We start from the raw sequence: 26,611 nt of genomic DNA, 5'->3' as shown, positions 1-26,611 counted from the left end.
GTCCCATATATGAAATCTATCTTTCTCGCTTCGCTGTGCCTGTTGGCCGGTTTAGGCCCGGTGCAGGCACAGGATGCTGCTGTTAAAAAAGACCCCATCGCTGCAAAGCTGATCCGTGGTCCTTACCTGCAGGCAGCAGGTACACAGCAGATGCTGATCCGCTGGCGCACCGATGCATCTGCCCGCAGCCGTGTGAAATACGGCACCGCTCCGGATAAGCTGGATCAGCAGGCAGACGATGCCAACCTGGTAACAGAACATAAAGTATTGCTTACCCACCTGCAGCCCAACACCCGCTACTATTATTCCATTGGCGGCTATAAGGAGGTATTGCAGGGCAACACAGACAATTACTTTATGACCCTGCCCGAAGCCGGTAAAACAGACCTGTACCGCATTGCAGCATTGGGCGATTGCGGCGACGGCTCTCCCAACCAGCAACTGGTAAAGGAACAACTGGTAAAATACATCGGCAGCAATTACCTGAATGCATGGATATTATTAGGCGATAATGCTTATCCCAACGGCACCGATGCGGAATATCAAAGCAAGTTTTTTAATGTTTATAAAGATGACCTGCTGAAGAAATATCCCCTGTTCCCGGCGCCCGGCAATCATGACTACCATGATACCGATATCTCCGCCGCTGCCGCGCAGCAGTCGCACCAAACAAACTACTACCAGAACTTCTCCATGCCATCTGAAGGAGAATCCGGCGGATCACCTTCCCACTCGGCTTCGTTCTATTCCTTTGATATCGGGAACATTCACTTCCTGTCGCTGGACAGCTACGGCAAAGAAGACAGCGCCTACCGCCTGTACGACACCACCGGTCCGCAGGTTACCTGGATAAAGAAAGACCTCGCCGAAAATAAAAATAAAGGCTGGGTTATTGCCTACTGGCACCATCCGCCGTATACCATGGGCTCCCATAATTCCGATGAAGAAGATGAGCTGGTACACATCCGGGAAAACTTTATCCGGATCCTGGAGCGCAACGGGGTAGACCTGGTATTGAACGGGCATAGTCATGATTACGAAAGATCCAGGATGATCAAGGGGCACTACGGCCCGGCTAACAGCTTTGATCCTATCAAACATAACGTGAGCAATTCTTCCGGCCGGTACGATGGCGGCAGCAATTCTGCACCATACATCAAGGACAGCATCCATACCACCGGTACTGTATACGTAGTGAGCGGCTCCGCCGGTAAGCTGGGAGGCAAACAAACCGTTTACCCGCATAATGCCATGTATTTTGCAGACGCAGAACACGGCGGCTCCAGCATTCTTGAAATACAGGACAACCGCCTCGACCTGAAATGGATCTGCGCAGATGGCACCACCCGCGACCAGTTTACCATGATGAAAAATGTAAACCGGAATACCAATATCCGTATCAAAAAAGGCGAAGCAGCAACATTAACCGCGTCGTTCATTGGTACTTATAAATGGAATAACCGTAAAGACACTACACGGAGTATTACCGTAACTCCCACGGCTTCCACCACAAAATATACCGTGGTGGATGCATACAATAATGTAAAAGATACTTTCACCGTATATGTATCGAAATAAGGTCATCTGGCTGTTATTCAGCCTGCTGGTAGCTTATAGCTTTACACCATCCACGGATGACCGCGGTGTTACCCATACTATTGCCATTTTCAGGGAGGGCGCCAACGGATTTTCGGCGGCTTCCCTGGAACTGGAACAGGCCATACAGGCAATTGATAAAGATGATCCGGCCAGCCTAATAGCCGCTAAAGAAGCGCTAAAAAAATGCCGGTTACAATACAAAAGGATCGAGTTTTTTCTTGATTACTTTTTCTTCTCTTCTTCCATGGTGTATAACCGCCCGGCCAAAACGGAAATAGATGAACCGTACATGGAGTACCAGGCGCCATCAGGGTTACAGCAGATAGCGGTACTGTTGTTTGAGAAAGAACCTTTCTCCCGGAAAAAAGAACTGGTAACAGAAGCGCTGGTAATCCGTACTGCCGCCGCCGATCTTACGTCGCTGCTCTACCAGTTTACTACCAGCGACAAAGCCATTATGGAAAGCATACGGCTCGAACTGGTACGCCTATACGCAGGAGGCATCACCGGTTACGATGCACCGGAATTAAAAACAGGCATTGCAGAAACCGCGCAATCGATGCGAACTATCCAGGCAGTGATGGAACCCTGGCTCAGCAGCTCTTCTCCCGAAACAAAATCCGTAGCCCATTACCTCACCTTTTGTATACAATACCTGGAAACGCATCCGGGTTTCGATGACTTTAACCGGCTGGAATTCCTCACCGCCTGCGGTTTGCCCCTGCAGGAGAGCACCGGCGCACTGATACGCGCTTTACAACTGGACCAGCACACCCGCAGCGCGCTGAACTATAACGCTCCAAACCTTTTCAGTAAAAACGCCATAGACCTCAAAGCTTTTACTAACGGCGCCGTATATACGGAAAATGAAAAGGCATTGGGAAAACGACTATTCTTCGAAAAGGCACTCTCCGGGAACAACACCCGCCATTGTGGTACCTGTCACCGCCCGGAATTATACTTCAGCGATGGACTCCGCACCAGCAGGACGCTGGATAATAAAACCATGGTAAGAAGAAATGCGCCGGGCCTTACCTATACCGCATTCCAATATGCGCAGTTCTGGGATGGAAGAGCGGGTACCTTATCAAAACAAATACTCACCGTGATCAGCAACCCGCAGGAAATGAACGGCCATCCTGCCGTGATCGTCAGCCGGTTAAAAGACAGCGCGCATTACCGCGAAGCCTTTGCGGCCGCCTTCCCGGAAGACAGCGTCGCTGTTACCATGCCTCACCTGGCCACCGCCATTGCTGCTTACCTAAGCACCCTCGCTCCTATGAACAGCGCAATGGATGAATATTTTGCCGGCAACAAAAACGCCATGACACCCGCGCAGATCCGGGGTTTCAACTTATTCACCGGGAAAGCGCAATGCGCTACCTGTCACTTTGCCCCGCTGTTCAACGGCCTCACACCACCCTTATACCAGTTCACGGAATTTGAAAACCTCGGCATGCCCGCTAATGATGATCTCCAGCATCCACGACGCGATACGGATGCCGGCAGGTTTGAATTTTTCCCCATTGCTTATTATCAGCGCGCCTTCAAAACGCCCACTGTACGCAACAGCGCTATGACCGCCCCCTACATGCATAATGGCGCATTCCGGGATCTTGAAAAAGTAATGGAATTTTATAATGCCGGCGGCGGCAATGGAGTGGGAATGACTGATCCTTATCAAACGCTTTCTTCCACGCCGCTTAATCTCCGGGAAGCGGAGATTAAGGACCTGATAGCGTTTATTCATGCGTTGACGGATAAGATGGAAACCCGAAGATAATACAGACAAAAAAAGGCGAATAACATTCCCTTGCAAGCAACTAATTATCAACACTTTATAAACGGCATTCAAAATTGGATTTCAGCTTGCATTTTAGTATGTTTACACAGTAATTTAGCATTATCCATATGACAAATATTGAATCTGAAATTGCTTTGCAGGATAGAAAATTTACTGCTACTATTGAAAAAATAAGAAAAAGAAATTTTAGCAATAACCTGCCATTCCTGATGCTCTCTGATAAACTACCGGAGGGACAAGGTTTTTATGAATATGCAGATGGTCATATTGAAATTCAAGAAGTTTATACTATTGGTGCTGAAATAGAAACGCGGCTTGTGCGTCGTTTATCAGATCTGGAATCTAATACCATCAGGCAACAGTACCGGAGAGAAAATGGATTACTCTAAGCCAACACTACTAGTCATTTCCGGGCCAAACGGAGCAGGTAAGTCCACACACATTGAATCCATGTTACCTTCACTATTTGAAGGCGTTTTACCTTTCGACAGGGACTTAACGCGGACAAATATTGAAAAACAACTGGAGAAAGATGGAATGTCACCAGACCAGATCAAAAACCGCTCCGCACAAATGATGGAAGATTTTTTGATTTCTAAAATGGACGAAGCCATTCTTGCAAATCACCACTTTGTTTTGGAAACGCCCTTATCCCATCCTGATTACTCGAAGTACATAGACCGTTTTGAAAACAAAGGCTATCAAATTCAACTTAACTACCTATGTCTCGATAAAATAAAAGATTGTGAGCAAAGAGTGAGGCTAAGAGTGAAAGAAGGTGGACATGCTGTAGATGCAAGGACCATTAAGGGCGTTTATGAGAAAAATCTGGAACACATCAACAACTATAGCAATACATTTAAGGTTATTTGCCTGTATGACGGAATGATTAAACCTACTTTACTTGTTAAACTGGAAGATAACGAAGTAGTAAAATGGCTAAAGAATCTTCATTGAAAAAGACCTGGTTAAAGAAAGGACTACCTTCAATTGCTAAGATGGTGGCAGATTATCTGCATGCCCAGCTTAAAACTGTGAAAAAAAATTAATATCCCGTCCCCTCATTCTTTGATTTATACAACTCTTCCTGTTATTTTCACAATTTCCGGATCAGCCGTTACCCCTACCTTTGATCCAGCAAATCATAAAAAAATGGAAAAAACACAAATATCTCCCGCCGCCACCTTTCTTTTAGGAGGCGAATTCAATATTAACCGTGTGGGTTACGGCGCTATGCAATTAACCGGCAACGGCGTATTTGGCGATGCAGCCAACCGTCCCAATGCCATTAAGGTATTACAACAAGCGGTAGCTTCCGGTGTGAACTTTATTGACACTGCGGCGGCTTATGGTCCGGGGACCAATGAACGCCTCATTGCGGATGCGCTGCATCCCTATCAAAAAGGCCTCATTATCGCTACCAAAGGTGGCTTTCAGCGCCCCGGCCCCAACCAGTGGGTACCTGATGGCCGCCCGGAATGGATTGCCAAAGACATCGACAACAGCCTCAAAAATCTGAAGACGGACATAATAGATCTCTGGCAGTTGCACCGCATTGATCCTAACATCCCGGTGGAAGAAACCCTGGCGCCGGTAGTAGCAGCAGTAAAAGCCGGTAAAATTAAACATGTGGGGCTGTCTGAAGTAACTATTGAACAGATCGAGCAGGCAGAAAAGGTAGTACCTGTTGTGTCTGTACAAAACCTGTATAACCTCGGTAACCGCCAATGGGAATCCGTACTGGATTATACCACTGAAAGAGGCATTGCGTTTATTCCCTGGTACCCGCTGGCTTCCGGTCCGCATACCCTGGAAGAAAAGATCAGCAAAATTGCTGCCCGCCACAACGCCACTACCGCGCAGATTGCACTGGCCTGGCTGCTGAAACGCGCCAGCAACATCCTGCTGATACCTGGCACCAAAAGCATTGCCCACCTGGAAGAAAACCTTAAAGCAGGATCGATCACGCTCTCTGACGAGGACTTCGATGCGCTGAGTAAATAACACGCGGAGGTTGTCTTGAGCACTGATTACGCTGATTTTACTGATTACCCGGATTTTTACTTTTTTGATTTTCTGGATTTTATTAAAATATTCAGGGAGATACGAGCGAATATATCCGCTTATATCTCCCTGATCCTTTAAAATCAAAAAAAATCCAAAAAGTAAAATCAGTAAAATCAGCGTAATCCTGAGAAAGACAAAATTCGCCGCGATCTTCGCTTACTTCTCCCCGAATCTTTTTAAAATCCAACCTGATCCAATCCTTAAAATCAGCGTAATCAGTGCTCAAGACAACCTCCGCGAATTTATTTCGAAAACTACTTACCTTTGGTTACTGCTAACCCAGGGAAGTTAAAATATATGCAAATGGATAAAAGACATCATCCTTCAGCAGAAGTATGTGCTGCCTCGCTCGCAGCAGTGGGAGACGCCATGTATGCCATTGGCGGCAAGTGGAAACTGAAGATCATTGTGGCTATGATAGATCACCGCAGGCGGTTTAATGAACTGCAGCGTTTAGTGGAAGGTATTTCGGCAAAGGTATTGTCGAATGAACTGAAAGAGCTGGAGCTGAATGGTTTTGTGAGAAAAATACCAGTAGCCGGCAGTCAACTTATGGAGTATGAGCTGACCGATTACAGTGACACCCTGGGAGATGTGCTCCATTCATTAACGGTATGGGGCGCCATGCACCGGAAAAAAATCACAGGGCGCAGCCTGAAATTGCCTGCCCTGGAAACGGCATCAGTTGATTAACGTAGCCTTCACCGGCAGCTGCAGCTGATAGCCTTTGCTGCCCATGTATACATATCTTTTCACGGCCGTAAACCGTATTTTCTTTTTGCCTTTCAGCAGGCTTTTCACTTCATCCGGAAGCCCGTCGGTATCCGTGGCAGTAGCGGTTCCCTTAAAGGTGATTACAATATCGCGGAAGTACTTTTTATCGCCCGCCGGCACCGTATACTCACTGCTCCAGCTGGATAACCCTTCCTCCGCTCCGACTTCTGTTCGTTCTGCGTTGTGAGCAGCCATTACCTGCTGATAGCCGCCATTGATCCCGGCAACCAGGAAATAATCGCCATAGTATGGACCACCTGCAGGTCCGTTGCTATGTTTAATCATAAACGCATACTGATCATCGCCTATCAGCAGTGGCTTTGGCGTGGGGCACTTAGAAAAAGCGCCGTACGCCTGGATAGCCGGTTGAAACATCCTTAGTTTCCAGCCCTCGTCGGTGAGTACAAACTTGGCAAGGCCGAGGAGTCCGCCGGTGAAACGCGAAGTCTGGAAACCTTCTTCATCAAATACCGAATGGTTAAAACTGATCACCTTATACTGTAAGCCTGTGGCGTCTTTAAAATCCATTTCATTGATCAGGCGGGTGGCCACGCCTTCGGGGTAAGGAAATACAGGGTTGCCGTCTTCATTTACATCCGGGTAAGGTTTGGGTTTACAGGTTTTGCATTCCCAGTTGATCAGCTCATTCCGGTAACTATCTTTGGTGAGATTGTAATATTTTCCGGGGAACAGTTGCAGCAGCGCTTTCTGTGCATTAAAAGTACCTGCCAGTAACAGGGTGCGGTTTTGTAAAATGGTATCGGGGACATTCTTCTTTTTCAGGTACTCATCCGACTGTGCAAAACAGGCGGTTACCCATCCGGCCAGGAGGCATACCACAACAAACAAACGTTTCATCATAACTTTAAGCTATTATCTGTGCCGGCAAAGGTAGTATTCACGGCGCAAAAACGATATCCCGGGAAATCAGTAATTTAGTTACTTCAACCTACAACTGATTCCAACAATGAACCGCTTCGACCGATTAACCGCTATTCTCATTCACCTGCAATCCAAAAAACTGGTGCTGGCCCAGGAAATTGCCGACCGCTTTGATGTGAGCCTGCGTACGGTGTACCGCGATGTACGATCCCTGGAACAGGCCGGGGTGCCTGTTATCGGCGAAAAAGGACTGGGATATTCCATTATGGAAGGCTATCGCCTGCCGCCGGTAATGTTTACCGAAGAAGAAGTGATTGCCTTCCTGATGGCGGAAAAAATGCTGGAACACCATGCCGACCTGCAAAACAGCGAACGCTTTAAAGGCGCGATGTTCAAAGTAAAAGCTGTACTGCGTAATGCACAGAAAAAAGTGCTGGAAGACCTGGAAGAAAATATTGCCGTTAAACATAAGGTATCTGAACATAATCACCTGCTCAACGACACCCTTCCCCTGCTCATCAGGGCAGTGGGTGAAAAGAAAGTGCTGCATATCCGGTATGCCACCGAAACCGGTGTTAACGAAAGGGACATAGAGCCCATTGGTATTTTCCGGGAAAACGGCAGCTGGAATGCCATCGCCTTTTGTACCACCTCCAAAAAATATCATCCTTTCAGAACAGAGCGGATGCTTTCGGTAAAAGATACCGGCCGGCCATTTCACCAGGAACACATCTCCCTGACGGAATACCTGGCAAACAAACCTAAAAATAACGGGCAGTCGTTCCCGGTAGTGATCAACGTGCATAACGATATGGCCAGGTATCTTACGGAACAGAAATATAATTATGGCTTTAACAGCGAGAAAGCAGGCAAAACCCACACCCGCATGGAGTTTGAAGCGCCCTGTATACAAGCATTTTCCCGCTGGTATATCACCTTCGCTGACCAGGCAGACATTATTTCACCAGCTTCCCTTAAAACCCTGGTAAAAGACCGTTTGCGGGAGATGCTGAAAAAAGTTTCCTGACCCGTTTTCTCAACTGACATACCGTTGTCACACCCCACCGGTAATTTTGAGATATGAACAGCTTGCAGATCATACAACACCGGCTGCATCAGCAGCAGCTCCTCCATTCCCGGTTTACCCGGCCTGCCGACCTGGTACGCTGGATGGGCTGCATCCAGGCGCAGGATTATGCAGGCGCCAAATGGGCCATCGGGAACCGTATTAAAGGCAGCACCGACGCCTCCATTGAAAAGGATTTTAACGAAGGAAAGATCCTGCGCACTCATGTACTGCGCCCTACCTGGCACTTTGTGGCGCCGGAAGACATCCGCTGGATGCTGCAACTGACAGCGCCTAAAATAAAAGCCTTTAATAAACGGCTGCATGTAAAACTGGGCATCTCCGACAAAGACCTGAAACGCAGCAGCGCCATTATTACCAAAGCGCTCAGCGATCATACCTACCTTCCCCGCACAGCCCTGCTTCCGCTGCTCGCCAAAGCAAAGATCAACACCGATGATATCCGGCTCGGATTTCTCCTGATGGATGCGGAGCTGGATGGACTTATCTGCAGCGGCCCAAGGCAGGGAAAACAATTCACCTATGCCTTGCTTGCCGACCGTGTACCCGCCACCGCGGCGCCCGGCCGGGAGGAAGCCATCGCCCGCCTCACCCTGTGCTACTTCAGCAGCAGGGGACCTGCTACTATCCAGGACTTCCAGTGGTGGAGCGGGTTAAATATATCCGATATCAAAACAGGACTGCAGCTCAACAAAGCACAGCTCACTCATACGGTCGTCAACGGCCAGGCCTATTGGTTTACCGGCGGCACACCACTGACTAAACGCACCACTCCCTCTACCTTGCTCCTGCCCTGGTACGATGAATACGCCGTGGCCTACAAAGACCGCAGCGATATCCTCCCGGCCGAACATCAATCCACCGCCGGTTATGGCATCTTTAAGCCCGTAGTAGTGATCAATGGAAAAATTGGTGGTATCTGGAACCGGAAAGAAGGGAACCGGCATATTGCCCTTACCACACAACTGGTTTCCCCCGGCAAGAAAACAGCAGTAGACACCGCAGCTGCTGCCTATGCGGCTTTTATGGGAAAGGAGCTGCAAAGCGTAACCGCTATATAAAAGCCTGTGGCAAAAGTGCCTGATATTTGGTTACTTTGTTTGACTATAGACTCATATTAGAAAACGATAACCAGATTATCAGATGATAGACGATATTCAACTTCAGCTAAGAACGGTGAATGTAACCCGCTACGTAACGCCGTTACGTGAAGGGGGTTCGCTGCCGGCCATCGCCGAAGCAGACGACGGATTCCTGTATGCCCTGAAGTTCAGAGGCGCCGGACAAGGCGTAAAAGCGCTCATCGCTGAACTAATAGGCGGTGAACTGGCCAGGATACTCAAACTGAAAATACCGGAACTTGTATTTGCCCATCTCGACGCCGCCTTTGGCCGTACAGAACCCGACGAGGAAATACAGGACCTCCTGAAAAAAAGCGTGGGCCTCAATCTTGCCCTGCACTATTTATCCGGCGCCACCACATACGACCCTACGGTAAATACCATCGATGCTTTAACTGCATCGAAGATCGTGTGGCTCGACTGCCTCCTGACCAATGTAGACCGTACTGCCCGCAACACCAACATGCTCATGTGGCGCAATGAACTATGGCTTATTGATCACGGGGCCTCGCTCTATTTTCATCACTCCTGGCAAAACTGGCAGGAACAGTCCCTCCGTCCCTTTGTACAGGTAAAGGATCATGTGCTGCTGCCACAGGCAAGTGAACTGGAACAAGTAGATGCTGCCTTCAACCTGATCCTCACACCGGAACGGATACGCGCCGTTGTAAACATCATTCCCGAAGAATGGCTGCGCAGCGACGACAGCAACGATGTTACACCGGAAGAAAGACGCCAGGTATATTTTGAATTTTTAACAAACCGGATCAGCCACTCCGGCATTTTTGTAAAAGAAGCACAACATGCAAGACAATCACTTATATGAATACGCTGTAATACGGGTGGTGCCAAGCGTAGAGCGGGAAGAGTTTCTGAATGTTGGTGTTATCCTCTATTGCAGGCAACAAAAATTTTTACGGGCAGTATATACATTAAACGAAGAAAAATTACACGCACTTTCTCCTGAAACAGATGTCAATACCATCCGCCCCTACCTGGATGCCTTTGTGGAAATTTCCAACGGCAGCAAAGCAGGCGGCCCGATCGGGGCACTGGATATTGCCAGCCGCTTCCGCTGGCTAACTGCCACGCGCAGCAGCGTGGTGCAAACATCGAGGGTACATCCCGGTTTTTGCAGCGCCAATGCGGAAGATACGCTGATGCGGTTGCACCGGCAGCTGGTGCTTTGAGCGTATGTTGTCTTACTCAGGATTACGCTGATTATACTGATTTGCTTGATTTTACTTTTTGGATTTTATAAAGGATTTTAAAAGATTCGGGGAGATTTAAGCGAATACATCCGCTTAAATCTCCCCGAATCTTTTAAAATCAAAAGTGATCAAATCCCCTGAATCAGTATAATCAGCGTAATCCTGAGTAAGACAACATACGCGCTTACAACATCACGCAGCCGTTATTTCGTGCCCAGGTTTTTACGTACCAGTTGCACAAAAGCGTCCGGGGTTACTACCCGCACATTTTTGTTTAGTCCGGCGATTACTGTGTTTATGGCCGACATGTCTTTTGTCCAGGTGTGTACAAATACCAGTGTATAACCCGAACGGCTATGCGGGTCTGCTGGTCTTGCATTGATATTGCTGATCACAGTGGCTTCTTCCTCTAAGCCTGCCCACAGGTTATCACCCGCTTCTATAATGGGTTTACCATTGGCGGAAAAGCGGATGCTGCCACCGGGCGCTTCCCCGTAACCGGTATATAATAAAGCATCTATGTTAGGTTGCGCAAGATATTTATCCCACAGGTCCATTCTTTCCAGCGCACCCTGATCCAGGATGTTCACAATATTCAGATCGGATTTCTCCATAAAAGTATTCAGGCGGCGAAGGTATTGATCGAGTGCAGCTGCCGGCATTTTACTGGGAAACGTATATCCGCTTCCACTTGGCCCGGCTACAAAGAAATCCCTGCCTTTATCTGTATTGGCTGCCTTTTCATAATACCAGCGCATGGCCGCGGGCGCCAGGTCTGCCAGGGAAGGACTAATGGTATAGCCCATGTTGAACGTACCTCTCAGCGGGTGACTAAAATACTGCTGCATACTCCACAGATCGTAGCCCACGTTATCCCCATCGCTCAGCAGGAAAGCAACATAGTGTACATTTTGTTCTGCTGCCGGTGTAGTGCGGGCCGGTTGTTTTAACGGCGTTTCATCGTATATGCTGCTCAGCGGCGCCAGGTTGGCTGCCAGATCGGTTGGCAACATTACCACGCCGGCAGCTGCTGCATTGGCCACCATTGAAAACTCTTCCTTCCCGTATCCAAAACAAAAGGCTTCGGGTTGAAGCGACTTTAACACATCGGCACGCCAGGGTGTTTCCCCGTCGTAAAAAGTAAACGAATTGGTGAGCGTAATGTAATCCCGGAGATGGTGATCAATAGCAGGGTTCTGTTCTGCGGCCAACGACCGGCTGAATGTTGCAGGATAATGTTCCCACACCCACTTCTCATCACGGGCACGCATATCCGCTTTTTTTGTTTTAATACCGGCAGTGATCACCGCCGTTTCCAGGCTGGCATCCACTGCAATGGCATTCAGGGGGCCACACAGGGAATTGGCAGCGCTGAGGGACCTGATATTTTTAACGCGATTATACAGCACATAGCCGCTCACTTTAGGAGCGAAATGACGGAGCAGTTCCGCCCACGACGTATAGTTAGTGATCCTTATTTTATATTTTTCAGCGAGATAATTTTTCCATACAGAAGAAGCGCCTCCTTCATCTATATATATTTGTTCACCGGAAGTTTTTGCGACTACACCCTGGAGGCTGGCGATCAACACTTTTTGTTCCGCGGTGAGTGAGCTGGCAGGAATCACGCACAATGCCGTGAGCGCTGTTCCCTTTTGATGAAGCACACCAGTTTTTAGTATGGTGGTATCTGTTCCTGGTGGCGGCGTTACGGGAACTTCAACAGTATTCTTTTTACCGCAGGCGGTAACAACTGCCAGCATAGTGGCAATAAACAAGGCAAAAGTCGGGCTATTTCTCATATAAGAAATGTGATCTGTTGTGATAAAATAAGTGGAAGAAATGTGGTGCCTGCATTAAAACACCTGTACCTCCGCAATGTTGGTACTGGAAGTGCCGTATACCTTTGTTACGGTGAACTTCACGTACCGTGCCTGTTTCAGCGTAGATACAAAATATTTGTACCAGGGCTGGCCGGGATCGTGCGGTATATCTTTTAATACAGCTACGTCTGTCCAGGCGGCATTATCCGCACTAACGGAAACAGTTATATCCTGTGGCTGGCCGTGGCCATCGGTTTGCCAGCTGCCTTCAAAATAACGGTCCATGATGCCGATGCCATGTACCGCTTTTTCTTCTCCCATATCCACTATAAAATAATGGGGAGGGCCGGGTTCTCCACCAGACCATTTGGAATTCCAGAAGGTAGACGGGTCGTTGTCTATCGCTCTTGCGGCCAGCCCGTTGCCACCACCTTCCGCCGGTTCTTCCGTAGAAAAGCCTGCGATTGTCCATTTAGCCTGATCATAAGGCACCATGCTGTTCAGGTCTGCGGTAGCATTTACCACATAGTAAGTAGTTTGCTGGTAAGCGCTGGCGCTGGCTCCTTCAATGTTTTCAATGCTGACAGGGATCATATAATCCTGGAAAGGGTCTATTTTCCCTTTGGCATAAATTTTCAGTCCTGTTGCTGCGGTAATAGAAGCGCCTTTCGTAATAGTAGCAACAGCGGGCATTTCGTAGCTGCCTTCCGGTAATACACGGTAATCAGTGCCATTCTGTTCATTAAAGAAATCCACCTTTGCCGGGGCTGCCTTAAAGTGTACTACAATATCGTTGCCGGCTACCGCATTGACTACCGTGGCATATTCCGAGCCGGTAATAACGGCGCTCACAGGTACTATGTAAGGCGTATCTGCCATCTCAAACGTTACCTTTACCACACCCAATGCGTTGGGCATGTATACAGTTGGCGTAGCGGAATGATCCTTCTTACAGGCGGTAAAAACAATAACGCCTGTGATGAGCAGGAAAAAAATATAGCTGGATAATCTGTTCATAAAATCGGAATTAAAGGAGGTGAGTGCAAAAATCAATACCCTGGATTCTGCCCGTTCTGCCAGTTGTCTTCCCCGCCGCTCTGGGCACGGATTGCAGGGTTGCGGTCCAGTACATGCTGCGGAACAGGCATGAGGTACATTTTTGGCAGGAACAAGCGGTTGCTCACATTTGAAGGCGTATAAGTAAGGGTAGTCGTTCCCGTTATGACAATGCCTTTTTCAGGCCGGTTTAACACGCCTGTTGAACCATCCATCAAACGGTCTGCAATTTTCCAGCGCAGCACATCCCACCAGCGCCTGTCTTCAAACGCAAGTTCCACCCTGCGCTCCCGGCGGATAATATCCCTCATCTGTTGTTTGTTCACGGTTCCGTAAGTAGCTTCTATTGTAGGCAGGTTGCCGGCGCGTGTACGCACCCTGTTTACTGCCGCCAGCACTTCCGCTGTAGGACCATTCACTTCATTTTCTGCTTCTGCGAAACTGAGTAATACTTCTCCAAAGCGGAAAAACATATAGTTCTGGTAAGATGTGCTGTTGGCGCGGTTATCACTTCCCACAATCTTTTCGTCCAGCCGCTTGCAGGCATAGTAGCCGGTATGGGTAACATCGCTGGTATACCCGAGATCGATTTCGTTAGCTGTTTTCCGTCCAAGCCCCACTACCATGCGAAGCGTATCTCCCTGCCAGGGCGAACCATTAAAGAGGATGGTCTGGTAAAACCTTTTTTCCCTTCCCACATATGGTTGTTGCGGGTTATAACCGGAACCTGGCTCATAGATCGCTTTACCGTTGGCCATCGAAAATTCATCTACCAGTTCCTGTGTGGGCTGAAAATTGCCCCAGGCCTGCTGCACACCGTTTACAATGGTAGGTCCTTCCTTACCTTCCAGCTGCCCGCCTTTTCCTTCCATATACTGCCTGGCAAAAATGGATTCTGTGCTATTGTTGCCCACCCGGAGGAACAGGTTACGGAAGTCGGGATAAAGATCATACACGCCAAGATCTATTACCTGCTTATTGGTTTTCGCAGCCAGTTTCCATCTTTCAAGATCACCGCCTGGATTGGCCACATCTCCTGAATTACGTAGCGGGCTGGCATAAAACAATTCACACCAGCCTTTCAGGGTAAGTGCTGCACCTTTGGTGGCACGGCCGGGTTCGGACTGTTTTTCGGGCAGGATGTCTGCAATTTCTCCCAGTTCTTTATCGATGAACCCGAACGTTTGTTTAGCCGTACTTCTAGGCACATAAATATCATCTCCCTGGGTAAGATTATCCAGCACATTGGTGATAATGGGTACGCCGCCATAAGCCATCCATAACCAGTGATAGTACATGGCCCTCAGAAAACGGGCTTCTGCAATTCTTTCTTTTTTATAATCTTCCGGTAATGCGGACGCACCTACTTTTGTAATAAAGAGATTGCATTTCCGGATTTTCTCATAGTTCCCGGTGCGGGTGTCATTGTTACTTTCTTTACCCCAGTACCACATGTCCCACGGTCCGCGGGGCAGGTTGGAGGGCGTAATATTAGCCACCCGGATACTGCTGTAACCGGCCATCCAGGTAACGCCTACATCTGAGTTATCTGTATATTGTTCCAGGTGTTCCGTTTCATTATTGAGATCCGGCAACTGGTTATAAATATCGTTGAGAAAGAGGTCGGCATTATTGGTAGATGCCCATACGGCATCATCTCCCACCCTATCGCGTGCCTGTACATCCAGGAAATCCTTTTTACAGGAAATAAACAGGAGCGTAGCAATCAGTAATAAAGGGTATTGTTTTATCTTGAACATGGCTGTTGGCGGTTTGGATGTTAAAAGGTTACGTTCAGTCCGAATGAAAATACCTGTTGCTGGAAGTAATACTGTCCGTTAGAAGAACGGGCTTCCGGATCAATCATTTCCTTCATGTTTGGCGTCCATGTCCATAAGTTCTGCCCGGACACATATACGCGCAGTTGCTGCATATACCAGCGTTTGGTGAGGGAAGACGGCAGGGTATAACCAAATTCCGCGCTTCTCAGTTTCAGATAAGATGCATCTCTCACCCACCAGGAAGAGAACCGGGTGTTGTAGGCCACCGGCTGATTGGTAGCACGCGGATATAATGCATCCGGGTTGGCAGGCGTCCAGTGGTTATCATAATATAACTTGCTGGCAGAACCCTGCTGATCGAAAGGATATACCAGGTTACCGCCCACCGGTAAACTGATCTGCGCGGCACCCTGTAACAGGAAGTTCAGGTCGAAGCCTTTCCAGGATATGGCAGGCGATAAGCCGAAGATCATTTGCGGCACGCCGTTGGGGCGACCGATCACGGTTTCATCATTATCATCTATCACACCATCGGCTTTACCATCCGGGCCACTCAGATCTGCATACCTGAGATCTCCCGGCTTCACCGGTGCATTGGCCAGGGAGGCAATGCCCGCTTTCAACGTTCCGTCCGCATTAAAATCATCCGGTTTATAGTAGCCCAGCGCCTTTAATCCGAACTGGGTACCGTTGGCCCGGCCGGTGCGGCGACGATTGGGATTATTAAAAGTGGCATCCGATTCAAATATCTGCAACAGCTTATTTTGCGCATAAGTAAAGTTGCCATTGACATCCAGCTTTAACCCATTGGAAAAAGTATGCGAAGTACCCAGGCTCAGCTCAATCCCGTGGTTACTCATAACAGCGGCATTTAATTCAGACAGTCCTGTTCCATACTCCGCTGGTACAGTTACCGTAGGCGGCACCAGCATGTTCGAACGCTTTTCATAAAAATAATCCACCCCGAATGTGAGGGCGCCATCCCACAAAATTCCATCTACCCCTATATCTGTTTTCTTTGCCCGCTCCCAGGTGATAAAGGCATTTCCCTGGATGGTTTCATAGATCCCTGTAGTAAGTGCATTACCTAATACAGCTGCATTATTATAAACGGCGTAACCGCTCATATACTGGAACGGACCTCCTGCAAGATTACCGGATTCGCCATAGGAAGCCCGGATCTTCAGTAAATTGATCCAGCTGTAATGGTCTTTTATAAAGTTCTCCTGGCCTATGTTCCAGCCCAGTGAAAACGCGGGAAAGAATCCGTATTTGCGGCCGGGGGCAAAATAATAATGACCATCATACCTGCCGGATACTTCCGCCAGATACTTGCCCGCATAACCGTAGCTCAACCTGTATACATAACCCACCTGCCGCTGTTCTGAAGAAGAACCGCCATTACTGATATCGCCGTTGGCTACGCCGCCACGGTCCAGTTCATCAATATCTATAGGGTAATTCCTCCTGCTGGCATCTACATTCCAGCCTTTCTGTATCCGCGATTCCGCTACACCGAGGAAAGTAACATCGTGCGCACCAAACGTGTTGTGATAGTTGATATGCCCCTGGTAGGTAAACGCTTTATTCTGGCTGTTGCTCAGCTGGAGCGACGGCTTTGCAGGGCCTATCAGCCGTTGCGTATATTCGTAAGGGTTAGTACTGAAGTTTACGCTGTAGGTTGGTATCGGTGTTTGCCATACCTTGGTATAGGTAGTATAGGGATCATAGCTGGCCACTCCTTTAATGCTGAGGCCCTTCACGAAAGGCAACTGCTGTTCTACTGAAAAGGTGGTCATGATCTGTGTATTCTCATTTTTCACATAACCGCTGTGGTTAATGGTGCCTACCAGGGAGTTCGTAATATAACTACCCCACAGGCCGTTGCTGTAATAAATGGCAGATGTAGGCGGTGTTCTGAATGCCTGGTACATAATTCCCCCGCCGGCAGCAGCGTAGCGATTGTTGGCATCGCCATTGTAAGGATCGGCATAACCGGAGTACTGCTGGTCTTCTACCCAGCCACTCAGCGATAGTCCTACGCGGGTAGTGCTGGTAGCCTGCACTTCCAGGTTGGCCAACACGTTATATTTTTTCAGGTTGGTGGTAGAAAACTGCCCATCCTGGTTGGTGTAACCTAATCCCATGTAATACCGGATCTTTTCTGTTCCACCGGAGAGCTGCACATTGTGATTAGTGAGCAATGCATTTCTTTGTATTACGTCCCGGAGCCCGCTGCTGTTGGGATATTTGTCGGGATCCGCATCTGCGGCGCCGGTAACAGTTTTTTTATATTGTGCTACTTCCTCAGGAGTAAAAGCAGGACTTAATCCGCTGTTCGCGTTAGCTTCATTACTTAATAGTGCATACTCCCATGAATTAACCATTTGGGGCATACGCGTTGGATTTTGGATACCAACATAGCCGTTATAGGACAAGGTAGGTACGCCGGTTTTACCTTTTTTGGTAGTCACCAGTATTACACCATTAGCGCCGGCCAGGCCATAGGGCGCCACTGCTGCCGCGTCTTTCAGGATGGTGATGGACTCAATAGAAGCAGGGTCCAGCCGGGAAAAATCACGGTAAATACCATCTACTACCAGCAGAGGATTGGCGTTACCTAACGTGGAGGTACCCCTGATGCGAAGGCGGGAGCCATCCTGGCCAGGTTCGCCACTGCCCTGGTCTGCGATAATACCAGGCGCCCGCCCTACGAGGTTATTGGTAAGATTGACCACCGGCTTTTGTGCAAAATCCTTTCCTTTCACCGTGGATACTGCGGCGGTGGTAGTGGCTTTCTGTTGCGTGCCATACCCTACTACAATAACCTCTCCCAGTGCAGTGGAGCCTTCTTTCAACTGTACATCGATATGGGATTGCCCGGCAACAGGTACTTCTTTTGTAACATACCCGATAAATGAAAATACGAGGATAGCATTTTCATTGTTGCCGGCAGGGATATTAAAACGGCCTTCTGCATCGGTATTAGCACCTGTGGAGGTGCCTTTCAGCCGCACATTTACCCCCGGAAGCAACTCGCCTCTGGCGGAGGTAACTGTTCCGGATATACGTTTTTCCTGTATGACCGTTTTGGGAGGAGCCGGTTTAGGCACAATAAAAATATAGCGGTCGTTTTGCCGGTAGGTGAGATTTGTTTTTGCCAGCAGGAGATCCAGCGTGGCGGCAACCGTCCGCGTACCGGCGGGCAGGTTCACCTCGCCGGTACGGCTTAGTTCTGCGGCCCTGTAACCAAAGCGGAAATCTGTTCGCTGCTCAATTTCTTTTAACGTGGCCTCCAGGCTTTTGCCCGAAATACCCAGTGCAATTTTTGTCTGGTGGATATCCTGGCCGTTTGTTCTGCCAGCCATCAATAGCTGACAGCAAAAAAGCACTATGGCCAGTGTTATCGTGGAACATCTCATAATCCAAAGGATTGTTTTGTTCAGGATAAGACGCTCATAAGGGCGCATCCGTCCCTTACTTACTGAAAAAATCATAGATTTGTTTGGTTTTAATCGGTTGACATACTGAGTTTAAAAACCATCCGGTTACCGGTACTTGCCTGTACCTGTAACCAATTTTTCAGGTATCGTCGTGGTTGCCTCCACGGCGATACTTTTTTAAACTGATTTCATAACGTAATTCCTTTGCCGCTATACGGGCTAATTGAAGTGGAATTTTTTCATGGTACATGATTATAGTGATGAATAAATAAACCGTGTTAACATCCCTTTCCACTGATAATAATGTTGCTGCCGCTCATCTTCCAGGAACACCCGTTGAGCTCACAGATCATTTTCATCACTTCCCCGATATTCTCCCCGTGTAAAAAAGAAAGAGAAAAACGGCAGTTGCGGATGGCGTCATTCCCCAGTTCCACCTGTACATTATACCACCGCCCAATGATGGCGGCAGCCTGCTCCATTGTTACATTATCCATGATAAGCTCCCCCTTTTTCCAGGCCAGCAATGATGCTGCATTCACCGTAACAACTTTCGCCTGCCGGCTTGCCGCTTCATACTCCAGTTTTTGGTTGGGATATAAGATGCCTAATGAGGTAGTTCCTGCTGCCACACTCACTTTTCCGCTAACCACCGTTACCGCCAACTGCGACTGCTGATAGGCTTGTATATTGAACACTGTTCCCAGTACTTTCACCGCTACATCACCACTATGCACAATAAACGGCTGCTGATCCCTGCGGGTAACGTCAAAACAGGCTTCTCCCTCAATATATAATTCCCGGGTGTTACCAGTAAAGGCAACCGGGTACTTCAGTTTACTGCCGTTATTCAGCCATACTTCCGTGCTGTCTTCCAGTACCAGTCGTACCCGCTTGCCTGCGGGCGCCAATACTTCTTCATACACCAAAGCAGGTTGTCCGGCAGGTTTGGTGAGCAGCCAGGCCGCTACACCTGCTCCGATCAACACCAGTATCCCCGCGGCATACGCAAGCCAGCGACGGGGTTTCAAAACGGGAACATCCTCCGAAAAACGGGGGTTCTCTTTAATCTGGTCATAAAGTGATTGGGCTTCTACAGGTGACAGCTGCGAGGCGGGCGTAAGTCCCGACCAGGTTTTGTCGAATGGCGACTGAACCGCATCATCGGATTCAGCCTGCCGCAACAGCAACATCAATTCTTCAAATTCCTGTTCATTGATGGTGTTGCCTGCCAGTTTTGTCAGCAAAAGATGTATACGATGTTCATCCACGTGAAATACAATTTATCCCGGGCAGAAAAAAGCCGGTATAGTGCAATACACGCAGAGGGGGGCTATCGGGTAGTCAAAAAAAATATTTTTTTAAAATAACAGGGAGAATGCCAGGAAGCCAAAAACAATTTCGGCTTCATTAAAGTGGGTACGCAATACTTTCAGCGCAGCCATCATATGGTATTTGACAGTATGGGTGGAGATGTTCATACGGACGGCTATTTCTTCATAAGAGAGCCCTTCAAACCTGCTCAGACGGAAAATTTCCTGTTGCCGGGGAGGCAAAATATTCAATATCTGCACGGTAACCCTTTCGAGATCTGCCCCCAGTATGGCTTCCTCTGTATCGTTGTGGTAAGCAGGAACAGATTGCCAGAGTTTCATGGAAGCAGCACGGCTACTGGCCGCCTGCCGCAACATATTTAAAGTGACCCGCCGGGCAATGGTATAAACATAAGGCGCCAGGGCATAATCTGTACTCAGCTTTAACCGGTGTTCCCAAAACCGAAGCATCGTTTCCTGTACCACTTCCTTTCCCTGCTCTTTATTTTTCAGGAAATGACAGGCCAGGCCGTATATTTTCTGATTAAACCGGTCAAATACCTCACGAAACGCCGTCTCATCTCCCGCCTGTAGCCGAAGAATCAATTGCACATCCAGTGATTCCGTGTTATTTTCCAAATCCGGTAGTAAATGACGCTTATAAATAATAAGATAGTTGGTCTGATTGCTGGCGCGCTGAATGATCTCTGGCGCTATACCCCGAAAGTAAACTTTTTTTTCAAAACCATATGTCAACAAACAGGAAAGACCGGTGAAAGAAGCTCCCACCGGTCTTTACCTGTACAAAGTATATTAATTATCTATTGCTTTACAAAAGTATACGTCTTTCCTGCCTGTGTATCCAGGTCGTATAATATTGTCTGGGGCAACGGCAGTTCTTCTACCTTAGCTTTTTCACTCACCAGGGCCGGAGCTGTTGGTGTTACTTCAAAGAAAGGATTGGTTTGATCACCACCGGCTGCTTTCAACTGTCCGTTTTCCCGGAGCGCATTGGGTACGCGGAGACGGCAATTGCCACCCAGCGTGGAACGGATGGTGATTTTACTGAGCTGACCATTTTCCCATACCATCTCCCGGATTTCAAAACCTCCCCTTGCACGCAGGCCGCTCACACGCCCGTTCTTCCAATCGTCCGGAAGCGCCGGCAACAGGTGGATGGCGCCATCCTGGCTTTGCAGCAGCATTTCACAGATCCCTGCGGTGCAGCCATAGTTCCCGTCGATCTGGAAAGGAGGATGCGCATCAAAAAGATTGGGGTAAGTACCGCCGCCACCATACTTTACATTACTTACGTCCACCGGGGTAAGCTGGTCTTTGATCAGCTTCCAGGCATGATTGCCATCCAGCAAACGCGCCCAGAGGTTTACCTTCCAGCCCATCGACCAGCCCGTGGACACATCACCACGTTGCAGCAGCGAAGTACGTGCAGCGCTGAACAAAACAGGCGTGCGGTAGGGAGAGATCTGGTTGGCAGGATACAAGCCAAATAAATGCGACACGTGACGGTGCTTGTCGTCCGGATTATCCAGGTCCTGCAACCATTCCTGCAACTGGTTATGCTGGCCCACCTGCATAGGCGGTAAGCGTTTCCGGGCGGCTTTCATTTTTTCCACCAGCACTTTATCAGTTTGTAAGATTTCAGCAGCATGGATGGTATTGGTAAACAGATCAAATACCAGTTGATTATCCATGGTGGCGCCTGCCGCGATGGATATGCCGGGGTAGGCTTTCGGGCTATTTTCCGGCGACATGGAAGGCGATACCACCAGCCACTTATGCACCGGCTCTTCTACCAGAAAGTCCAGGTAAAACTGCGCCGCGCCTTTCAATGCGGGATATACTGTTTGCAGATATTTCTTGTCCCCGTTAAACAAATACCTTTCCCATGTGTGCCGGCTTAACCAGGCGCCTCCCATTGGCCACATAGCAGAATAAATCCCGTCTACCGGGCCTGTTATACGCCACAGGTCAGTGTTATGATGCGCTACCCATCCGCCGGCGCCATACATCACTTTTGCCGTTTCCCGCCCGGTAACAGATAGGTCCTTCACCATTTCTATCAGTGGCTCATGCATTTCAGAAAGGTTTGTTTCTTCCGCAGGCCAGTAATTCATTTCTGTATTGATGTTGATCGTATACTTACTTCCCCAGGGTGGGTTCATGAGCGGGTTCCAGATGCCCTGCAGGTTTGCCGGCTGGCCACCTGGTTGAGAAGCAGCTATCAGCAGGTACCTGCCAAACTGGAAATACAATGTTACCAGCTGCGGATCGTTGCCGTTCCTGAAATCCCTTAACCGGATATCTGTTGTATTTTTGATAGAATCGGTAGTTCCTAAATCCAGTTGTACGCGGTTAAAAAAGTGCTGGTAAGCCGCTATATGATCTTTCAGCAGACCTGCGAAATTCTTTGGCCATACCTTCGACATATACGCCGTGGTGCGCTTTACTTCATCGCCGCTAATGTCGGCGTAGTTTACAAAGTTGGTGGCAACAGACACATAGATGGTTACCGCATCAGCGCCGGCAACACTAATGGCGCTACCATTGGCGGAGGCTTTACCACCGCTGGTTTTAAACCTTACCTGCGACTGGAATTTCACTTTTCCCGGTACGCCTTCTCTGTCTCCGCTGATACCGGATAACACCAGTTCATTATTCCCGCTGGTAACTACATTCGATTTTTGCTGGCTCTTCATGCCGGCGTTAAAAGTAATACTGCCGGGCTTACTGGCAGTAAGCTGAATAATTATCGCCTGATCCGGTATAGAAGCAAATACCTGCCTGGTATACTTTACGCCGTTTACCGTGTAGCTGGTAGCGGTTACCGCTGTTTGCAGATCCAGTTCCCGCGCATAACCGGCGTACTGCTCATGACCGGGAAAAACCAGTTCCAGGTCTCCCACCGGCTGATAGCACATGCCGTTGATTTTTTCTGACTGGATATTTTTTGCCGCCATCTCGCTGGCCTCTTTCATTTTACCATCGAAGATCAGTTGCCTGATTTCCGGCAGTGCAGCCAGTGCATGGGGGTTATCGTTGCGGTTGGGACTTCCGCTCCAAACCGTATTTTCGTTTAGCCGTATCAGTTCGCTTCCGGGATTGCCATACACCATAGCGGCCAGGCGACCATTGCCCACCGGTAATGCGGCTTCCCATATTTTGCCCGAAGGCTTGTCGTACCTGAGTTTCAGTTCTGTGCGCTGCGCCAATGCAGGCAGCGATGTTAGCAATGCTATAACGCAAACGGCTATAGTGTGTTTGTTCCTTCGCATGAGTTTTTGCAATTAAGTGGAATTTTAGCTACTCCGGACTGTTTTCTTTCAAAACGCCGGACTGATCATTGGGGCCGACGCATTTTTTCAGAAAAAATGCGTCGGCAAGGAACAAAATACAAATTATAATTGGCTGTGCACCATCGAAAATAATGGCAATTTTCTTCGCCTTTGTTTTGCCTTCAGGGGGCATTTCCAAACGCGTTAATTTCCTAGGAGCAGGGCGCTCATGATAAGATGATAAAAGTTTTCCGGAACTGCCGGTATGGGGACGCTATTCTGCCCGCATGCTTTTCACCGGGTCTGCCAACGCGGCTTTCAGCGCCTGGTAGCTGATTGTGCCAATGGCAATGATACCTGCAATGATGCCCGATACGGCGAATACCCACCAACCAATACTGATCCGGTAGGCAAACTCCTGCAGCCATTTGTGCATAAAATACCAGGCTACCGGTGTGGCTATAACAAAGGAGATTAATACCAGTTTAAGAAATTCTTTTGACAACAGGTTCACGATATCTGTAACAGATGCTCCCATTACTTTGCGGATGCCTATTTCGCGGGTACGTTGTATGGCGCTGTAAGAAGCCAGTCCTAGTAAACCAAGACAAGAAATAATAATCGCCAGCAGGGCGAAGTCGAAAAAGAGTTTACCAAAACGTTCTTCGGCGCGGTATTGCCTGTCGAAGAATTCGTCCAGGAAATAATAACTGAAAGGCCGGTTAGGGATCAGCGTTTTCCACTTCCGTTCAATAGCGGCGATGGTACCTGACAGATCACCTGGGGCTACATTCACAGACACCACTTCGCAATCCTGCGGCTCCATCCGGATGGTAAGCGGCTTAATATCCTGCTGCAGTGAGCGGAAATGAAAATCCTTTACCACACCTATAATAGTGCCTTCATGGCCCCATTGCCGGTAGCCCCTGCCAATAGCTTCATCGGGAGTGGCGTAGCCAAACAGCTTTGCGGCTGCTTCGTTGATCACCAGGGCATGGGCAGAGTCGCTGCCATAGTCGCGGGAAAACCCGCGTCCGGCAACTATCTTCATTTTATATTGCTGCAAAAAATTATAATCCACGGAATACAGGTCCAGGTTGGCCACCTGCATATCGCCTTGTTTGTTCTGAATTTCTGAGTAAGCGCCATTGGTTTCCCCGCCGGGGATACCTGATGAAATGGTAACGGAATTTACTTTTGGAATATCTTCAATAGATGTCCTGAAAGTATGTTTCGCCGGGTCGCCATGTGTATCGATCACCAGCACCTGGTCTTTGTTAAAGCCCAGGTCTTTACTGTGTATATAATGCATTTGCAGGTACACCACAATAGTGCCTGTGATCAGTGCAATGGAAATAGCAAATTGTGTTACCACCAGTCCTTTGCGGAGGAAAATGCCTCTGGTACCGGTAGAGAACCGGCCCTTCAATACCGTTACCGGTTTAAAGGACGACAGCACCAGCGCCGGGTATACACCCGCCAGCAAACCTATCCCTATGGCTGCCGCCAGCAATGCCCCGATGTACCAGGCATTGGCAAACAAACCGGTGCTGATCGTTTTACCCGCCAGCAGGTTAAAGGATGGCAGCAATACTGCAAACAATATAATAGTGAATACAAATGCCATTAAACATAACAACACGCATTCTCCGATAAACTGCCGGATTAGCTCCGCACGGGTGGCGCCTACTACTTTACGTACACCAATCTCTTTCGCCCGCTCTACCGACCTCGCAGTGGTAAGATTGATGAAGTTAATACAGGCAATAAACAATATAAAAATGGCAATAACGGAAAAAATGTACACATTCGTGATACTGCCATTCTCAAAAGAGGACCGGTCGGAATGCAGGTAGATCTGCTCCAGCGGTTGCAGTAAAACGGTATAGAGCATTTTGGCCTTTCTTCTCTCGTCGCCATTATGCCGCTCTATAAAATCCGGGAACTTTGCCGCAAGCGCAGCAGCGTCTGTATTAGGTTTCAGCAGCAGGAAAGTAGTTGCGCCGAAATTGCCCCACGAGTCATCGAGGCGCGGATTTCTACTCACCAAAAAAGACATCGACACCAGCATATCTGCTTTGATCAGCGAATTCTGTGGCATGTCTTCCATCACGCCGGTGACCGTGACCGGTACCAGCTCGCCGGTGAGCTGCACGGTTTGTCCTACCGGATCTGTATTCCCGAAATATTTCTTAGCAGCTGTTTTACTAAGCACCACAGCGTTCACATCTCTCAGCGCTGTAGCCGGGTTACCATAAATAAGTTTGAAATCAAATACCCGGAAGATCGACGAATCCGCAAACATGGAATGCTCTTCCTGGAAACTCAGGTTACCTTTCTTCACCAGCAAATTAGCGCGGTTTAGCCGCGTAAATGCTTCTACCTCCGGAAAGTCGTGCTGCATGTTCGGCCCAAACGTCCATGGCGTACTTCCGCTTTTTATCATTTCGCTGGGCGTTTTTATGTCACAGATAACGCGGTAGATACGGTCTCCCTTACTATGAAACTTATCATAGCTAAGTTCAAAATGTACATACAGGAAAATGAAAAAGCAGGCAGTAAGACCAATAGTGAGGCCCATTACATTGATAAAAGAAAAAACTTTATTTCTCCAGAGATTGCGCCAGGCAATTTTGAGATAGTTTTTAAACATCAGCAGGAAATTGGATTTTGAAAGATATCTATCTCACGGGACCGCGCACATGACTGCGAAGAAAATGCCAGTGACGAGGGGTATTAGAATCAGGCGGAATTGAATGTATTAAAAATATAATTTGTCCGGATTTAAGACAGGGGGTGTTCGGAAATGGACACAGGTAGGAATATGCTCTAATCTGAAGAAAGTTGCATTATTTAACGTATAATTCTTTGGGAAGCCCCCATTTAATAATGGCAATTCTTGCGGCTTCCAATTTTTTGATAAAAAAGTCTTCTTTGCTGTAATCCCTCATAGCATTACAAACCCTGATATTTGAAGGTATATTTTTCTTCTTTCTTACATACTTTAAAAACATAATCAAACATTTGTTATCAACAAAAATAAGACTATTTCCGAATTACCAGAAATGCCTCAAAATTAACCCCTGACTCAAATACTTCCCATTCTCCTTCAATGCGGCCATAAATCCAAAACAATGATTTAATTGTATCCAGATGGGCATTGATCCCCATTTGATATAGTCTGGTTTTCGCCGGAGAACTGCCCTCTGCATAGACAGGTATTTTTCCATGCTTTTCTGTAAACGAAATAATTGTGGAGGCAACGGTTGCAAGCACTTTATCCCTGTCATTATTATTAGAAACAATGCCATCATCAATTCTTTCCTCCACTTCGTTCCAGTCACCAAATGCCAAATT

The 26,611-nt window shown here is 48.2% G+C and carries 19 protein-coding genes and 1 pseudogene; 10 read left to right on the top strand and 10 right to left on the bottom strand.

What is annotated here, in order from left to right; translation table 11 throughout:
- Nucleotides 1-9: 9 nt before the first annotated feature.
- The 6 genes from ACLHR0_RS25650 to ACLHR0_RS25625 all read left to right on the top strand — a co-directional run bounded on the left by ACLHR0_RS25650 (nucleotide 10) and on the right by ACLHR0_RS25625 (nucleotide 6,163).
- Nucleotides 10-1,578, top strand: coding sequence for a purple acid phosphatase family protein (locus tag ACLHR0_RS25650; protein ID WP_436490489.1), 1,569 nt, complete (start codon nucleotides 10-12; stop codon nucleotides 1,576-1,578).
- A complete protein-coding gene (locus tag ACLHR0_RS25645) occupies nucleotides 1,565-3,382 on the top strand; it encodes a cytochrome-c peroxidase (protein WP_436490487.1) in 1,818 nt (605 codons plus the stop codon). Before ACLHR0_RS25650 ends, ACLHR0_RS25645 begins: the two co-directional genes overlap by 14 nt.
- Nucleotides 3,383-3,510: 128 nt before the next feature.
- Nucleotides 3,511-3,792, top strand: a complete 282-nt coding sequence (locus ACLHR0_RS25640; RefSeq protein WP_429050566.1) for a hypothetical protein — start codon at nucleotides 3,511-3,513, stop codon at nucleotides 3,790-3,792.
- Nucleotides 3,779-4,360 (top strand): zeta toxin family protein, encoded by a 582-nt coding sequence (locus ACLHR0_RS25635; protein ID WP_436490484.1) that lies wholly within the window; start codon nucleotides 3,779-3,781, stop codon nucleotides 4,358-4,360. The genes ACLHR0_RS25640 and ACLHR0_RS25635 overlap by 14 nt, the downstream gene beginning before the upstream one ends.
- 195 nt (nucleotides 4,361-4,555) lie before the next feature.
- Complete coding sequence (locus ACLHR0_RS25630) at nucleotides 4,556-5,407, top strand: aldo/keto reductase (RefSeq protein ID WP_436490482.1); 852 nt, start codon at nucleotides 4,556-4,558, stop codon at nucleotides 5,405-5,407.
- 366 nt (nucleotides 5,408-5,773) lie between these two features.
- A complete protein-coding gene (locus ACLHR0_RS25625) occupies nucleotides 5,774-6,163 on the top strand; it encodes a winged helix-turn-helix transcriptional regulator (protein ID WP_436490480.1) in 390 nt (129 codons plus the stop codon).
- Here the strand turns inward: ACLHR0_RS25625 and ACLHR0_RS25620 are convergent.
- On the bottom strand, nucleotides 6,152-7,105 hold the full coding sequence (locus tag ACLHR0_RS25620; RefSeq protein WP_436490478.1) for a hypothetical protein: 954 nt from the start codon (nucleotides 7,103-7,105) through the stop codon (nucleotides 6,152-6,154). The genes ACLHR0_RS25625 and ACLHR0_RS25620 overlap by 12 nt on opposite strands.
- Nucleotides 7,106-7,211: 106 nt before the next feature.
- Between ACLHR0_RS25620 and ACLHR0_RS25615 the strand changes: the two genes are divergently transcribed.
- The 4 genes from ACLHR0_RS25615 to ACLHR0_RS25600 all read left to right on the top strand — a co-directional run bounded on the left by ACLHR0_RS25615 (nucleotide 7,212) and on the right by ACLHR0_RS25600 (nucleotide 10,524).
- Nucleotides 7,212-8,153: a helix-turn-helix transcriptional regulator gene (locus ACLHR0_RS25615; RefSeq protein ID WP_436490476.1), complete on the top strand. Its 942-nt coding sequence runs from the start codon at nucleotides 7,212-7,214 to the stop codon at nucleotides 8,151-8,153.
- A gap of 53 nt (nucleotides 8,154-8,206) precedes the next feature.
- On the top strand, nucleotides 8,207-9,274 hold the full coding sequence (locus tag ACLHR0_RS25610; protein WP_436490475.1) for a winged helix DNA-binding domain-containing protein: 1,068 nt from the start codon (nucleotides 8,207-8,209) through the stop codon (nucleotides 9,272-9,274).
- A gap of 82 nt (nucleotides 9,275-9,356) precedes the next feature.
- Nucleotides 9,357-10,160, top strand: a complete 804-nt coding sequence (locus ACLHR0_RS25605) for a HipA family kinase (protein ID WP_429050574.1) — start codon at nucleotides 9,357-9,359, stop codon at nucleotides 10,158-10,160.
- Nucleotides 10,138-10,524, top strand: a complete 387-nt coding sequence (locus ACLHR0_RS25600) for a DUF3037 domain-containing protein (RefSeq protein ID WP_436490473.1) — start codon at nucleotides 10,138-10,140, stop codon at nucleotides 10,522-10,524. Before ACLHR0_RS25605 ends, ACLHR0_RS25600 begins: the two co-directional genes overlap by 23 nt.
- A gap of 224 nt (nucleotides 10,525-10,748) precedes the next feature.
- On the opposite strand, the gene ACLHR0_RS25595 is transcribed toward ACLHR0_RS25600, so the two are convergent.
- The 9 genes and pseudogenes from ACLHR0_RS25595 to ACLHR0_RS25555 form a co-directional block, all read right to left on the bottom strand.
- Nucleotides 10,749-12,347, bottom strand: coding sequence for a GxGYxYP domain-containing protein (locus ACLHR0_RS25595; RefSeq protein WP_436490471.1), 1,599 nt, complete (start codon nucleotides 12,345-12,347; stop codon nucleotides 10,749-10,751).
- 54 nt (nucleotides 12,348-12,401) lie between these two features.
- On the bottom strand, nucleotides 12,402-13,385 hold the full coding sequence (locus ACLHR0_RS25590) for a BT_3987 domain-containing protein (RefSeq protein ID WP_436490469.1): 984 nt from the start codon (nucleotides 13,383-13,385) through the stop codon (nucleotides 12,402-12,404).
- A 32-nt stretch (nucleotides 13,386-13,417) separates the two neighbouring features.
- Nucleotides 13,418-15,184 (bottom strand): RagB/SusD family nutrient uptake outer membrane protein, encoded by a 1,767-nt coding sequence (locus ACLHR0_RS25585; protein WP_436490467.1) that lies wholly within the window; start codon nucleotides 15,182-15,184, stop codon nucleotides 13,418-13,420.
- A 20-nt stretch (nucleotides 15,185-15,204) separates the two neighbouring features.
- Nucleotides 15,205-18,627: a TonB-dependent receptor gene (locus tag ACLHR0_RS25580; RefSeq protein ID WP_436490466.1), complete on the bottom strand. Its 3,423-nt coding sequence runs from the start codon at nucleotides 18,625-18,627 to the stop codon at nucleotides 15,205-15,207.
- A 299-nt stretch (nucleotides 18,628-18,926) separates the two neighbouring features.
- Entirely contained in the window at nucleotides 18,927-19,919 is a 993-nt protein-coding gene (locus ACLHR0_RS25575) for a FecR family protein (RefSeq protein ID WP_436490465.1), read from the bottom strand.
- A gap of 90 nt (nucleotides 19,920-20,009) precedes the next feature.
- On the bottom strand, nucleotides 20,010-20,600 hold the full coding sequence (locus ACLHR0_RS25570) for an RNA polymerase sigma factor (protein ID WP_370908142.1): 591 nt from the start codon (nucleotides 20,598-20,600) through the stop codon (nucleotides 20,010-20,012).
- A gap of 182 nt (nucleotides 20,601-20,782) precedes the next feature.
- Nucleotides 20,783-23,254 carry a glycoside hydrolase family 95 protein gene (locus tag ACLHR0_RS25565; RefSeq protein WP_436490462.1) on the bottom strand — a complete coding sequence of 824 codons (2,472 nt, stop codon included), beginning with the start codon at nucleotides 23,252-23,254 and terminating at the stop codon, nucleotides 20,783-20,785.
- Nucleotides 23,255-23,528: 274 nt separating this feature from the next.
- The gene (locus ACLHR0_RS25560) at nucleotides 23,529-25,907 is read right to left on the bottom strand and encodes an ABC transporter permease (RefSeq protein ID WP_436490461.1); all 2,379 of its coding nucleotides are present in this window, start codon (nucleotides 25,905-25,907) and stop codon (nucleotides 23,529-23,531) included.
- Between the two features lie 392 nt (nucleotides 25,908-26,299).
- A pseudogene (locus tag ACLHR0_RS25555) lies at nucleotides 26,300-26,611 on the bottom strand (DUF6934 family protein); the annotation flags it as partial.

This window comes from Chitinophaga sp. ARDCPP14, from assembly GCF_051362515.1.
Lineage (GTDB): Bacteria > Bacteroidota > Bacteroidia > Chitinophagales > Chitinophagaceae > Chitinophaga.
Note: the sequence above shows the minus strand (reverse complement) of the source record. Positions and strands in the feature narration are given on the sequence as shown.

Excerpts from the sequence above, each read along its gene's own strand:
- ACLHR0_RS25585 (WP_436490467.1), bottom strand. The coding sequence starts at position 15,184 with ATGTTCAAGATAAAACAATACCCTTTATTACTGATTGCTACGCTCCTG.
- ACLHR0_RS25580 (WP_436490466.1), bottom strand. The coding sequence starts at position 18,627 with ATGAGATGTTCCACGATAACACTGGCCATAGTGCTTTTTTGCTGTCAG.
- ACLHR0_RS25560 (WP_436490461.1), bottom strand. The coding sequence starts at position 25,907 with ATGTTTAAAAACTATCTCAAAATTGCCTGGCGCAATCTCTGGAGAAAT.
- ACLHR0_RS25620 (WP_436490478.1), bottom strand. The coding sequence starts at position 7,105 with ATGATGAAACGTTTGTTTGTTGTGGTATGCCTCCTGGCCGGATGGGTA.
- ACLHR0_RS25650 (WP_436490489.1), top strand. The coding sequence starts at position 10 with ATGAAATCTATCTTTCTCGCTTCGCTGTGCCTGTTGGCCGGTTTAGGC.
- ACLHR0_RS25630 (WP_436490482.1), top strand. The coding sequence starts at position 4,556 with ATGGAAAAAACACAAATATCTCCCGCCGCCACCTTTCTTTTAGGAGGC.
- ACLHR0_RS25595 (WP_436490471.1), bottom strand. The coding sequence starts at position 12,347 with ATGAGAAATAGCCCGACTTTTGCCTTGTTTATTGCCACTATGCTGGCA.
- ACLHR0_RS25625 (WP_436490480.1), top strand. The coding sequence starts at position 5,774 with ATGGATAAAAGACATCATCCTTCAGCAGAAGTATGTGCTGCCTCGCTC.
- ACLHR0_RS25600 (WP_436490473.1), top strand. The coding sequence starts at position 10,138 with ATGCAAGACAATCACTTATATGAATACGCTGTAATACGGGTGGTGCCA.
- ACLHR0_RS25590 (WP_436490469.1), bottom strand. The coding sequence starts at position 13,385 with ATGAACAGATTATCCAGCTATATTTTTTTCCTGCTCATCACAGGCGTT.
- ACLHR0_RS25565 (WP_436490462.1), bottom strand. The coding sequence starts at position 23,254 with ATGCGAAGGAACAAACACACTATAGCCGTTTGCGTTATAGCATTGCTA.
- ACLHR0_RS25605 (WP_429050574.1), top strand. The coding sequence starts at position 9,357 with ATGATAGACGATATTCAACTTCAGCTAAGAACGGTGAATGTAACCCGC.
- ACLHR0_RS25645 (WP_436490487.1), top strand. The coding sequence starts at position 1,565 with ATGTATCGAAATAAGGTCATCTGGCTGTTATTCAGCCTGCTGGTAGCT.
- ACLHR0_RS25635 (WP_436490484.1), top strand. The coding sequence starts at position 3,779 with ATGGATTACTCTAAGCCAACACTACTAGTCATTTCCGGGCCAAACGGA.
- ACLHR0_RS25640 (WP_429050566.1), top strand. The coding sequence starts at position 3,511 with ATGACAAATATTGAATCTGAAATTGCTTTGCAGGATAGAAAATTTACT.
- ACLHR0_RS25615 (WP_436490476.1), top strand. The coding sequence starts at position 7,212 with ATGAACCGCTTCGACCGATTAACCGCTATTCTCATTCACCTGCAATCC.
- ACLHR0_RS25610 (WP_436490475.1), top strand. The coding sequence starts at position 8,207 with ATGAACAGCTTGCAGATCATACAACACCGGCTGCATCAGCAGCAGCTC.